The sequence below is a fragment of the Stenotrophomonas sp. STEN063 genome, from assembly GCF_056854515.1.
Map to the genome: position 1 here is coordinate 46545 of NZ_JBXFWF010000004.1, position 12829 is coordinate 59373.

General features: G+C 58.5%; 8 protein-coding genes. 6 read left to right on the top strand and 2 right to left on the bottom strand.

Going from position 1 to position 12829, the window contains the following annotated elements; all coding sequences use genetic code 11:
• Positions 1-45 precede the first annotated feature (45 nt).
• From AC1VWL_RS02250 to AC1VWL_RS02275, 6 genes are read left to right on the top strand one after another with little or no spacing between them, the layout of a single operon-like run.
• Positions 46-1482, top strand: a complete 1437-nt coding sequence (locus AC1VWL_RS02250) for an AMP-binding protein (protein ID WP_482985621.1) — start codon at positions 46-48, stop codon at positions 1480-1482.
• On the top strand, positions 1479-2153 hold the full coding sequence (locus AC1VWL_RS02255; RefSeq protein WP_482985580.1) for an iron-containing redox enzyme family protein: 675 nt from the start codon (positions 1479-1481) through the stop codon (positions 2151-2153). The genes AC1VWL_RS02250 and AC1VWL_RS02255 overlap by 4 nt, the downstream gene beginning before the upstream one ends.
• The gene (locus AC1VWL_RS02260; RefSeq protein ID WP_482985581.1) at positions 2153-3010 is read left to right on the top strand and encodes an SDR family oxidoreductase; all 858 of its coding nucleotides are present in this window, start codon (positions 2153-2155) and stop codon (positions 3008-3010) included. The genes AC1VWL_RS02255 and AC1VWL_RS02260 overlap by 1 nt, the downstream gene beginning before the upstream one ends.
• Positions 2991-3653: a hypothetical protein gene (locus tag AC1VWL_RS02265; protein ID WP_482985582.1), complete on the top strand. Its 663-nt coding sequence runs from the start codon at positions 2991-2993 to the stop codon at positions 3651-3653. The genes AC1VWL_RS02260 and AC1VWL_RS02265 overlap by 20 nt, the downstream gene beginning before the upstream one ends.
• 24 nt (positions 3654-3677) lie before the next feature.
• Positions 3678-4352 carry a response regulator transcription factor gene (locus AC1VWL_RS02270; protein ID WP_482985583.1) on the top strand — a complete coding sequence of 225 codons (675 nt, stop codon included), beginning with the start codon at positions 3678-3680 and terminating at the stop codon, positions 4350-4352.
• Positions 4349-5740, top strand: a complete 1392-nt coding sequence (locus tag AC1VWL_RS02275; protein WP_482985584.1) for an ATP-binding protein — start codon at positions 4349-4351, stop codon at positions 5738-5740. Before AC1VWL_RS02270 ends, AC1VWL_RS02275 begins: the two co-directional genes overlap by 4 nt.
• A 1351-nt stretch (positions 5741-7091) precedes the next feature.
• Here the strand turns inward: AC1VWL_RS02275 and AC1VWL_RS02280 are convergent.
• Complete coding sequence (locus AC1VWL_RS02280; RefSeq protein ID WP_482985585.1) at positions 7092-8099, bottom strand: response regulator; 1008 nt, start codon at positions 8097-8099, stop codon at positions 7092-7094.
• 5 nt (positions 8100-8104) lie between these two features.
• The gene (locus AC1VWL_RS02285; protein WP_482985586.1) at positions 8105-12601 is read right to left on the bottom strand and encodes a PAS domain-containing hybrid sensor histidine kinase/response regulator; all 4497 of its coding nucleotides are present in this window, start codon (positions 12599-12601) and stop codon (positions 8105-8107) included.
• Between the last annotated feature and the right edge of the window lie 228 nt (positions 12602-12829).

A 12829-nucleotide genomic window follows, 5' to 3' on the forward strand; every position in this document is an offset into this window, starting at 1 on the left:
TCATCGCAGACTTTTATCGGGCTGTTGGATGCGAATCGCCAGCCCATTATTGCCGGGGACGCCCAGATTACGTCATCGGCTCTTAGCGGCCGGGTGCATCAGTTGGCGCAATGGCTCCAGGGCGCGGGCTTGGTCTGTGTGGCTAGCAGGTTGGACAACGGACCGGACTGGCTGGTGTTGGACCTTGCCTTGCGCGTGATCGATGGGGTGCACATCCCACTCCCAACGTTCTTCTCCGAAGGGCAAGTGCAGCACGCGCTACACATCAGTGGCGCCCAGCTACTTGTGACAGCTAATGGGGGGTCGAAGCTGCATGGCCGTACTTTGCGCGGTGCTTCGATTCCCATTATTGACGCCCTGGGCGCGTGGCTTGACCCGGCCGATGGTAGCGCGCTGCCAGCGGCCACGGCATGTGTAACTTATACATCGGGCAGCACAGGTCGCCCGCGCGGAGTTTGCTTATCCGCAGAAACGTTGTTGATTGTTGCGAACTCATTGGCGGGAGCGGCTGAGGGAATATCTCCGCGCCGCCATCTGTGCTTGATGCCGTTGGCTACGCTGTTGGAGAACGTTGCAGGGCTCTACGCGACACTCTTGGCTGGGGCAGAGATTGCGCTTCCATCTCTTCAAGAGATTGGCTACACGGGGGCGTCTGGGCTGGATGTATCAAGGCTGTTGCAGTGCCTGCACGCCTATCAACCCGAGAGCATCATCTTGGTCCCACAGTTGCTATTAGCGTTGGTGATGGCATCCGAGCAGGGCGCTATTCTTCCGCGTTCTCTGCGCTATCTCGCCGTTGGCGGAGGAAAGGTTTCTCCTGGTCTGCTAGCGCGGTCACGTCGAATAAATTTGCCGGTGTTTGAAGGATACGGGCTCACAGAGTGCGGCTCCGTGGTTTGCCTTAACCGACCCGACGCTCAACGTGATGGAACTGTCGGAAAGCCGCTGCCGCACGCGCGGGTTGAGATTATCGACGGAGAGATCATTGTCTCAGGCGCACGGGCGCTTGGTTACTTGGGGGGGGAACTGCTACCTGATGGCCCTGTCCACACCGGAGACCTTGGGCACGTCGATGATGGGGGTTTCGTGCATGTAACAGGTCGCCGAAAGAATGTGTTTATCACGGCCTTCGGCCGCAACGTGTCCCCGGAATGGGTAGAGAGCGAGCTAGTTTCCCACCCTGCAATCGCCCAGGCAGTAGTTTGGGGCGAGGCGCAGGCCGATAACGTAGCCGTGCTAGTGCCGCGACATGCTGGTCAAGGCGAACGCGCTATAGAGGATGCGCTAGCGAGTGTTAATGCGGGACTACCAGACTACGCGCGTATCGCGCGCTATGTACCCGCCGCACCATTCTCCGCGCAAGCGGGCCTGATGACCGCAAACGGTAGGCCTAAGCGTGAGGCGATCCTCGCGCACTACCAAGCCCAGATCGACGCTGCATACAGGCGGCCCGCCTTCAGTACTACAGGAGACAACAGATGAGCTTTCACGATGGCCTTCTCGCTCAAACGACAAGTGAGCGCCAAAGGCTCCTTGAGATCCCCATTATCGGAGATGCTCTTTTAGGCCGCATTGATCGTTCCGACTATCTTGCGTTCTTGCAGCAGGCTTATCACCACGTGCGCCACACCGTACCACTTCTTATGGCGTGCGGCTCCCGGTTACCTTCCAGGCTCGAGTGGTTGCGAACGGCAATCGGTGAGTACATTGAGGAAGAGATGGGGCACCAAGAATGGGTGCTTGAAGACATTGCCGCAGCGGGTGGAGACCGGGAGGCGGCTGCCGTGTCGGAACCGGCGCTAGCCACCGAGCTGATGGTCAGCTACGCCTACGATCTCATCCAACGGGGCAACCCTGTTGGATTCTTCGGAATGGTGCTGGTACTAGAGGGCACTAGTGTGGCTTTGGCGACACAGGCGGCCAATACATTGCAGACGTCGTTGGATCTACCGCGCAACGCGTTCAGTTATTTGCTCTCCCATGGGGACCTGGACGTTGAGCACGTTGGCTTCTTCAAATCACTGATGGACCAGCTAGACGATCCCTGTGATCAGCTGGCGGTGGTCCGCGCTGCTCAAAGATTCTACGTTCTGTATGGCGATATATTCAGAACCTTGCGCTCCAGTGGCACGCGACTGGCTGAGGTGGCGTAATGGACCTGGCCGGACGAACTATTATCCTCACAGGTGCCAGCGGTGGCATAGGACGGCCACTATGCGTTCGCTTAGTGGGGCAGGGGGCTAAGGTGGTCGCGGTGGGGCGCAATACCCACCGCCTAGCAATGCTGGCAGACGCGTTACCGAGCGGCACGGTCTTCCCCGTGGGCGCCGACATAGGCACATCAGCAGGTCGTCAGGAGCTACTAGAGCAAGTGGCCGCAATGACGGTGCCCCCCTCCATACTGGTGGTTGGGCACGCCGGCGCCGCATTTGGTCTGTTTGCGGATCAAACAGATCGATCGCTTGAGCAGTTGATGCAAACAAACTTGGTTGGATCGCTGCTGTTGATCCACGCGTTGCTTCCAGCTTTGGAGCGACAGCCAAAGGCAAGCGTCGCAGTGATTGGTTCGACCTTCGGAAGCTTGGCATATCCCGGCTTCGCCGCTTACAGCGCCAGCAAGTTTGGCCTGCGGGGCCTAGTAGAAGCATTGGGGCGAGAGTACGCAGGCAGCAACGTTAGCTTCCAATACCTGTCACCACGAGCAACAAGCACAGATTTCAACAGTGCCTCGGTAGATGCAATGAATGCTGAGCTGGGCGTCACCTCTGACTCAGCGGATGACGTCGCCCTAGCGTTGTTGCAGGCCCTGCGCTCAGGGAATTCGCGCCTGCAGTTGGGATGGCCGGAGCGTCTGTTTGCTCGTCTCAACGGTTTATTTCCGGAGCTGGTAGATCGTAGCTTGCGGAAGCAACTACCGGTAATCAAAAGACATGCGAGCAGCAACCTGGCAATCGATCCCACACCTTCACTTCGCAAAGAGGACGCCTCCCATGAAGCGCACACAGGGTAAGCCCATGTTCTATCTCATTCTCATTGCCACCGTAGTTTTGTTAGGGATCGCCTTTGTTTCAGAGGCTGCGCCATCCGTAGCCCAAGTCCGCGACCGCTGGGCTCAGATCAACTACCAGACGCCAAAGGCGCAGCGGGAAGCTGCTTTTTCTGCGCTTTCTGTACAGGCCGCACAAACGCGGCAGGCTGCGCCCCGTGATGCAGGAGCCCTTATTTGGGAAGGCATCGTGCTTTCCAGTCTTGCCGGGGAGAGAGGCGGAATGGGGGCCCTGAGTTTGGTCAAGCAGGCTCGGGCCGACTTTGAGGCTGCACTGAAACTGGATCCTCAGGCACTTGAGGGTGCAGCGTACACAAGTCTAGGGGCACTTTACTATCAGGTGCCCGGGTGGCCATTAGGCTTCGGTGATGATGACCAGGCTAGGCAGATGCTTCGACGGGGTCTGGAGATCGATCCTGACGGAATAGATGCCAACTATTTCTACGGCGATTTCCTTCGTGATCAGAAGGAATGGAGGTCGGCACGCATAGCCTTGCAGAAAGCCTTGGATGCCCCCGCGCGACCCGGGCGCGAGGTGGCGGACATTGGCAGGCGTCGTGAGGCGGAGGCGAAGCTGACGGATGTAATGAGCCATATTGCAAAGTAGGCATGTCGAAACGACACTGCGGCTATGCGTATCCTTCTTGTCGAAGATGATCTGTCGCTGGGCGAAGGGATTCGAACCGCCCTTCGCCGCGGCGCCTTTGCTGTGGATTGGGTACAAGATGGCCATGGAGCGGTCCTAGCGGCCGACGAGGGCGAGTTTGACTTGGTTGTACTGGATCTTGGCTTGCCTCGGATTGATGGTATTGAAGTAATTCGTCGCCTGCGCGCTGCCAATAATCCTGTTCCAATGTTGGTGCTAAGTGCCCGCGAGCGGCCTATCGACCGAACGCTCGGATTGGATGTCGGTGCCGACGACTATCTAGGCAAGCCGTTTGATACTGCAGAGTTGCTGGCACGTGTGCGTGCTTTGACTAGACGGCGAAGCGGGCGAGTACAACCAACCTTGGATGCGGGAGACCTCCATCTTGATCCAGCGACTTTAGAAGCACGGTGGAAGGGGCGAGTTTTGGATCTGACTCGGCGCGAGTTCGCTCTGCTACGTCTACTGATGGAGCAAAATGGCCGGCCGATGGCGAGGGACACTATCCAGAAGCATCTCTATGGGTGGGACGAGGACGTAGCCAGCAACGCCGTAGACGTTCACGTTCATCAGTTGCGACGTAAGGTTGACGCCGGCATCGTTCGGACGATTCGCGGAATCGGCTACGCACTCGGTCAATCATCGGGGGCCGACGAATGAGATCAATGCGTCGGACGCTATTGATAGTGCTGTTGGCTACGCTGGGTGTGCTAATGGCGGTTGCGGGGTTCTTTAGCTACCGGGCGGGTCTGCAGGAAGCCGGTGAGATGTTCGATGCGCGCTTAGTTCAATCAACCAGAGTTTTGATAGGGCTGGTGAACGAGCCGCTTGGTGATCTAGTTGCCTTCCCTGGAGACACCGTCGTACTCCGCGGATGGCATGGACAGGCGGAAGGTGTCGGGGAAGCACTTGCTTACAAGGATGGGCATGCCTACGAGAGTAAGCTTGCGTTCCAAGTTTGGGGTGCGAATCGAAAGTTGCTGCTACGTTCGGACAGTGCGCCGATTACCCCGTTGGCCCCTCTGACCCCTGGCTATGCCAGCGTTCTGATTGGAGGTGAGCAATGGCGCACGTTTACTATGCGTACCAAGGAGGGGCGGTGGTTCCAGTCAGGTGAGCGCTCTGATATTCGCGAGGAGCTTGCTGAAGACATTGCAGCTGGCACTATGCTGCCATTGCTCCTGGCTCTGCCGCTCATGGCATTGGTAATTTGGTGGAGTGTGAACCATGTAACACGATCACTACAGCTTGTTTCTGACCAAATAGGACAGCGTGATCCAGAACGCATGTCACCATTGGATCAGCGTGATGTTCCAAGGGAGGTCCACGGCCTTATTCAAGCGGTTAACGGTCTACTAGTGCGCCTTAATGAAGCACTTGCACGTGAGCGTCGCTTTGTAGGTGACGCGGCGCATGAGCTGCGGACACCACTTAGCGCGCTGAAAGTACATGCGGAGAATGCTCGGCTTGCGCCTGATGACGCTGGGAGGGCGCGTGCTCAGGACCTGGTGGACAACTCGATTGGAAGGCTGGAGCGTCTCGTCGCACAACTACTGGAACTTAGCCGTGCAGAGGCGATCTGTGGAATGCTGACTAGTCGGCTTAGTCTTGATGCTATCGTCGCGTTGGAAGCGGAGGCACTAAGCGCTCTCTCCTATCTTAAGCGACAACACATGACTCTTGAGTTGGAGACAGTGGATGTCAGGGGGGAGGAGGCTGCATTGGCGGCTTTGGCACGTAATCTTCTTGAAAATGCTATCCGCTATACGCCACTCGGTGGAAGCATTCTGGTCTCTGTCCGTCGCGAGGCGGATCTTGCGATCTTGATCGTCGCTGATAGTGGTCCAGGGATTGCGGAGGACGAACGTGAGCGCGTCTTTGATCGCTTTTACCGGACACTGGGTAGCAGTGTTCAAGGTAGTGGCTTGGGTCTATCCATTGTCAAACAGGTTGCTGATTCACACGGCGCGTTGGTATCGCTTGGCACATCACACCAACTGGGAGGTTTGGAGGTGCGTGTGGCGTGGCCGTTATCCATAGCGTTCTGATCGTTCAGCTATTTTTGGTGCCTAGTGCGCAACAGGACTGTCGAGGAACTATAGTCACGGAAGGTTTCGGCGTGAAATAGGGGCTGATAAGCGCTAGAACCTGAGAGTTCCATCGTCAGCGACACTTTTCACTGAGAAAAGTTGAGCGTCGATGTAGTCGGTAGCTTCGCGCGATGAGCGAAATCTCATTGCGCTAAATCGAGTGATGTGAAGTATGTCTCGAGCGAGGTGTCTGGATGATATGCACGCTTCCCCGGGGCCATCCACCGTATGTTCTACGTAGGCGTGAAGTTGCCAGCCGTCCAAATACCTGATCATCGGGTCACCGATTTGACAGTACTTGGTTGTAGCGTCCAAGACAAGCTGCGTGGTGTCAACTCAGGGGTTAGTCCGCTCCATGTGATGCAGCATAGTTGGTCGCCCTGCTTCAGGTCATTACTTGCAATGGCATGTCACTATTCGTCTTGATCGAAGCTATGTGGTAGCTATTCCCGATCACCAGAGGATGGTTTGATCTGCTTGAGAGTGGTGGGGTGAAATCAAAATTATGATCTAACTTCTTCGGATTGAAGAGCTTAGGCGCTACATGATGCTGGCGTTGCGACGTCTTCGGCATAAGTGGCGTCTGCGTCGATGAACGCATTGCAGGCTCGGAGTACTAGTGCAGAAATGGCGTCTTCGAGCGACGGGCTGGCATTCTTATAAGCGCGTGTCGCAGCGCGCCGGATGGCTTCGAGTTGGCTAATACGCTCTTGCGCTGAGAGACGTCCAATATCGGATGAGATGCTATTTACAAGATTCCTTAGAATCTCAAATTGTTCGCAATGATCGGTCTTTAGCGTATGGGCAGGCGATGAGGTCATATAGCGTCTGTTATCCAACCAAGAGTTGCCATATGAATGGAGATCCCTGAAACCGAAACTTCCAACCTTCCTTGTCCACTTGCAATGCAATATTTCCTTCGCTGTCTCGAACAGCTCTGGCTTCTGATGGGTCTGCCAACCTATTGATACGGCCTTTACGGCAAGACCGAAGTTGGTCCCTCTTGAGGCCGCAGGGTGTGACTTTGCGTATCAGTCGACCAGGCCCTTCCAAGAACATCTCAGTGCGTGACACATCGGCCTCCGTAGGCATGGTCATGGATTCTTGGACAATCCGCCGCAAGAAAATCTCTTGCTTAGGGTCTCGATGTCGCTCTTACGATCAGCTACAACATCGCGCTTAATGGGCGCGGCTGTCAAGGTAGTCCGAGAATGCTATGAACTGATGAGCGGAGCCAAGTCGGCGACTGTACGCTGGCGTACTCGCCGTGCATCCTGTATCGGCCAACAGATCAATGCGCTTGCACGCTTCAATCCGTGACAGTTATCGGCCCCGTCTCGCGCTGATCCCAGTAACGCTTTTCTTCGAGGATATACGGCAAGCACGTTGTAAAAGCATCCACCATCTGCGGATCGAAGTGGCTGCCGCGGCCCTCCCTTATCTTTTCGACGACGGCATCCACCGGCCACGGCTCCTTGTAGGGACGCCGGCTTGCCAGGGCATCGAACACATCAGCTATTGCCACGATGCGGGCCGATTCCGGGATGCGGCTGCCTGCCAGACGGTGTGGATAGCCTGTTCCATCCCAGCGTTCGTGATGACTGAGGGCGATCTCGGCTGCCAGTTCGAACAAGGGAGCCTTGCTACGGCTGAGAATCTCGAACCCGATCAGCGTGTGACGCTGCATGATCTCCCACTCACCTGAGTCCAGCTTGCCCGGCTTCTTGAGGATGGCATCGGGAATCCCGATCTTGCCTGTGTCATGCATCGGCGCGGCCTGTTCCAGCAGTTTCGCCCTTGGGAGCTCCCAGCCCACTGCTTCAGCCAGAACGCGGGCATAGGCGGCCATGCGCCAGATATGCGCGCCGGTATCCGAATCGTTGTAATGCCCCGCCACGCTGAGCATCTGGATGGCATCCTGGTAGCTGCTGTTCAACGCAGAGGCGCGAACAAGCGACAGATGCGTGTTCACCCGCGCGCGCAGAATGAAGGGTGAAACGGGTTTGGTGATGTAGTCCACCCCGCCACAGGCGAAGCCGGCACGTTCGTCCACTTCCCGGTTGAGCGCGGTGACAAAGATGACCGGAATGTGCTCGGTGGCAGCATTGGCCTTGAGCGCGGCCGCGACCTGGTAACCATCCATGCCAGGCATCTCCACATCCAGCAGAACCAGGCTTGGCGTGTGTTTTCCGGCGACGCGTAGCGCCTGTTCGCCGTCGCGTGCGAAGGCCAGCTTGTAGTCGTTTCCAAGAATCTGGCGAAGAAGCGCCAAGTTGTTGGGCTCGTCGTCCACGCAGAGGATCGGGCCGCTGGGCATGTCCGTCAATCCTGGGTTGATGATTGGAAAGGGGGGGAATGGGTGTTGAGGCTCTCCAACAAGGCGCGGGCCTCATGTTCGGCAGTACGGTAATCAAATTCCTCGATACACAGCACGATGCGTTGCCGGACATGGTCGGGTAGCCCGGCCGGCAGGCGGTGGAGGGCATGCTCAATTGCCCCCGGGCTGGCGCTGTCCAGGGCGGCTAGCAATTCTTCAAGTGCGTTGACCGGATCGGCATGTGGAGGGGCACTGGCAGGGCGCTGATCGCCTTCATCGGTCTGAGAGTAGTGGTGCAGGTTTGCCAGTGTTTCCTCAAGCACGGATGCCATTCGCCGGAGCGCGTCGGCGGCGTCCAGTTCAAGCGCCAGGCATTCCTCGACTTCGGCGCATGCGGTAACCAGTCGTGACAACGCAAGCGATGCAGCTGCGCCGCGCATGCGGTGCAGGTCGGCGCGTGCCTTTGGCGTGTCATGCCGGGCCAGGCTGGCTTGGACTTCCTCCTTCGCACGTTCGTAGCGCCTCGCGAACAGCGCGAGGTTCCGCTTGTAGGGACCGTCTTCTCGCCAGTAGGCCAGCCCTTTGTCGACGTCGAGCAGCGGCATGCTGCTCAACTCAAGCGCTGATGTCGCCTCACGCTCTGGATGTGTTTGCAGCAGATCCGGTTGCAGCGGGCGTGGCTCCACCGCAGTACGCGTGCACCGGAGGATGGCCGCAACCAGGTCAGGCACTTCGAATGGCTTTGCGACGAAGGCATTCATGCCCGCCGTCAACGCCGCATCCTGCTGCGTTCTGAACGCCCCAGCGGTAAGTGCGATGACTGGCAATGCCCAGAGCTCGGGTGATGCCCGGATATGGCGGGTAGCTTCGTAGCCGTCCATTACCGGCATCTGCACATCCATCAACACGGCGTCGCAACGATGGGGCTTGTCGCGCAGCAGGTCCAAGGCCGCGCGGCCATCGCAGGCCTGCTCCACGACGGCGCCTTCGTCTTCCAGGATGCGTTGTGCAACCTCCCGGTTGATCTCGCTATCGTCGACCACAAGGAGGCGGTAGCCCTCTAGTCGGCGGCTCGAGGGCACTGCGCTGCTTCGCACACGCAGCGCAGGGTTTCGCAGGGCCAGCGTTTCGTTGATGGCGTTGTAGAGCACGGATGCGGTGACCGGCTTGGTCAGCACGGCATCGACGGCGGCCCGGTTTGCCTCGTCGTCAACAAGCTTCCGCTCGAAAGCCGTAACCATGATGATGATAGGTTGCTGTGCGGTCTGTACCCGGCGGCGGATGTCCGCGGCGGCGGCAAGCCCGTCCATTCCGAGCATCTGCCAATCCATCAGGACCACATCACAATGCTTGGCGGTGGGCGTGGTGACACGCTCGACGGCCTCCAGGCCGGATTCGACTTCCTCGGTTGTCCAGCCGAACCCGCGGATAAGTGTATTCAGGTGCTCGCGCGCCAGATCATGGTCATCTGCGACCAGTACATGCCACGGGCCATGTATGGGCATTTTTTCGCCAGGCGAGCTGGCCAGCGGAAAGTCGAGGGTGAAGAAGAATGTGCTGCCTTGGCCAGGGCTGCTCTCTACCTCCAGCGTGCCTCCCATCAATGCCACCAGCTTCCGGCAGATACTCAAGCCCAGGCCGGTGCCGCCGAAACGTCGTGTGGTCGATGAGTCGACCTGCGAGAACGGGGAGAAGACCATGGATTGCTTCTCCTGCGGGATACCCATGCCGGTATCGAAGACGGAGAATCGCAGGCGGATCTTGCGCTCGTCCGCGCAGGGCTTGCGCGTGACGTGCAATCCTACCTCACCGCGCTCAGTGAATTTGATGGCATTGCTGACCAGGTTCACCAGTACCTGGCCCAGGCGCAGGGCATCGCCGCGCAGGTAGCGTGCACCTTCCGGCGTCGGCGAAACCAGCATTTCCACCGCACGCGTATCCACTGCGGAGGCCATGAGTGTGGCAACGTTGTCGAGCACCTCGGCCAGATCAAAGGGAGCGTGCTCCACTTCGATCCGCCCAGCCTCTATCTTCGAGAAATCCAACACATCGTTGATGATGCTCAGCAACGACCGTGCCGCCGCATTGATCTTGCGGGTCATGTCCTGCGCGGAAACAGGCAGGTCAGCGCGGTCCAACAGGTAGAGCATGCCCAGGATGGCATTCATGGGCGTGCGGATTTCATGGCTCATGTTTGCCAGGAAGTCGCTCTTAGAGCGATTGGCCTGTTCGGCGGCGGTGATGGCATGGTGCAGTGCTGAATCACGCTGCTTCTGCTCGGTGAGGTCCGAGGCCATTACTAGGTAGCCGGATGCCTCTCCCTGGTCGTCCTGCAGGGTGCTTACATTCAGCGCGACGGGAAGGCGCTTTCCGTCGGCGCATACATACGTCCATTCGGCGATATCACTTCCCTTGCAGGTAGTGAGGGCGGCAATTTGCGCAAAGGATGCACCGACTTCGCTGTCGTGCTGCGTGGACAACGCGGACGCGCGGGAGCGCAGCTCTTCTCCTTCATGCAGTCGATCGGCATTGGTGTCGCTGGCGGTGATCTCATTGGCGTCATAGCCCAGCATGCGCTCCGCTGCGGGATTGAAAAGCGTGATCCGGCCCCGTAGATCGGTGACGATGATGGCGTAGCCGGCATGTTGCAGGATCGCGCCCAGGCGGGAGGAATAGGTGCGTATCTGCGCGGTCCGATCCAGTACCTGCTGCTCGAGGGTGGCATTGAGGCGCATGATGCCCTCCTCATGCCGTTTGCGTTCGGTGATGTCGATGATGAAGGCGAGAGCGAAACGACCTTCCGCAGTGTTTATCGGGTTCAGGCCTATTTCCACCGGTACGCGCGCACCATCGCGCCGTAGCCCATAGAGATCGCGGCCCGCGCCCATCGGGCGCGCCTGGGGCTGCTGGAAGTAGCGTTCGATATAGCCGGTGTGGTGGCCACGTGTCTCCAATGGCAGGAGGCGATCCATGGTTGTTCCAAGCAGTTCTTCCCGCGGATAGCCAAACAGCTCCTCGGCCTTCGCATTGGCTAGCTGGATGCTGCCGGCTTCATTGACCATCAGGATCGCACTGGGCGAAGCCTCCACGACGCGCCTGAACTGCTCCTCGGCGCGCAGATGGTGCGAGATGTCATGCAGGAAGAATGATGCGCCCTGCATATGACCAGCTGGGTCACGAATCACAGAGAGGCTGGCGAGCACATCGACCAGCCCGTGATCCTTGCGACGCAGCTGGTGCGGTTCGCCGACGATGTCAGTGGAAAGATCATCGAAGGCGGGGTTGTTCGCGTTATCGACGAGCATGCTGTCGATGCTACTGCCGAGCGCATCGTTCGCTGTATAGCCCAGAGTTCGTTCTGCAGCTGCGTTCCACAAGGAGATGCGGCCAGCAGGATTGCAGGCGATGATGGCCTCGCTTGAGCCGGACACCAGCGCCAGAAGTTGCGCATGATCCAGGAAAGCGGCACGCCGCCGCACGCGTGCAGTGGTCACCAGATACCAGACCGCGATGCTCAACAGGCCCAGTCCGGCCACCACAAGCGAGGTTAGCCAGGGTGTGGGGAGATCAAGACTTGGGATGAAGGCTGGACGGGCCTTGAACTGCACAAGCCAGTCGCGCCCATAGATGTTCAAGTGATGGACCGACTGCGGCGCATTGGGGGACAACGAGTCAAAATCGGGACTGGTGTAGAAGGGGCCGCTACTGGCATTTTCGCCAGCGTCAGTTAGTGCAATCGCATAGGGCCGCTCCTCATGCTCTAGGCGATCAAGGACGGCATCTATCGTCAACGGCGCGACTACCCAGCCTCGCGCATCCATCCATCGTTGCTCGGCTGTCCCAAGGGGATTGGGTGAGGCGTAGATTGGAAGCAGCAGCAGGAATCCATGCCTTTTCAGTCCTGCCTCCTGCACGAGCGTGATCGGCGGGGTGAAAGAGGCTTGCCCACTTCTTGCTGCGAGCTCCGCTGCAGTACGCCGAACAGGGTCGGAGGCAATATCCAAGCCGAGTGCAGCCTCGTTGTTAAGCATCGGCTCCATGTAGCGTATGACGAAGCGTTCGCCATCGTTGGGAGCTAGTGCGTGCACTTGGAAATTCGGCATGCCATCGGTGCGGGCGGCCTCAACGAACGCGTCGTGGTCTTCCGCAGCAACGCGCTGTATATATCCGTAGCCACGTATCCCTGGAAACTCGCGCGCGTAGTCCCGCGAGGCGCTGTAGGCACGGAAGCGATCGCGGTCCAATTGCGGGCCGGCGGCAATTATCGCTCCTCTGGCACCGCGCAGCCCTTGGTCGAACATCGCCAGCTGTGTTTGCAGTGTGGCAGCGGCTGCGTTGGAAACTTGGTCGAAACGATCGCGCTGCTGTTGCTGGTTATCACGATGCTGCATGACACCAACAAGCACCGATAATCCTATGCCCAGAAAGCCCAGGCCGCAGGCGAGCCACCGGCGATCCAGCGATCGCTGGGTAGAAGAATCGTATGTATCTTCCTTCTCCATGCACTCCCCCACATGTCTCCAAGACAGTGGCCCTTCTGACGCAAAGGGCACGGCAAGCACGCTCGGCGCACTCTATGACAGTATGGAGCGGGTCTCAAGTGATCACGGTCTAGGACCTTCATTACCCATGGTCATGCGCACAGGCCCTGCGACTGTACGAGGGGAGCGGCGAGGCAAACACCATGTTTCTTGCTTGCGTGAGACCTAGGGAGGGCTGTCATCGGGGGA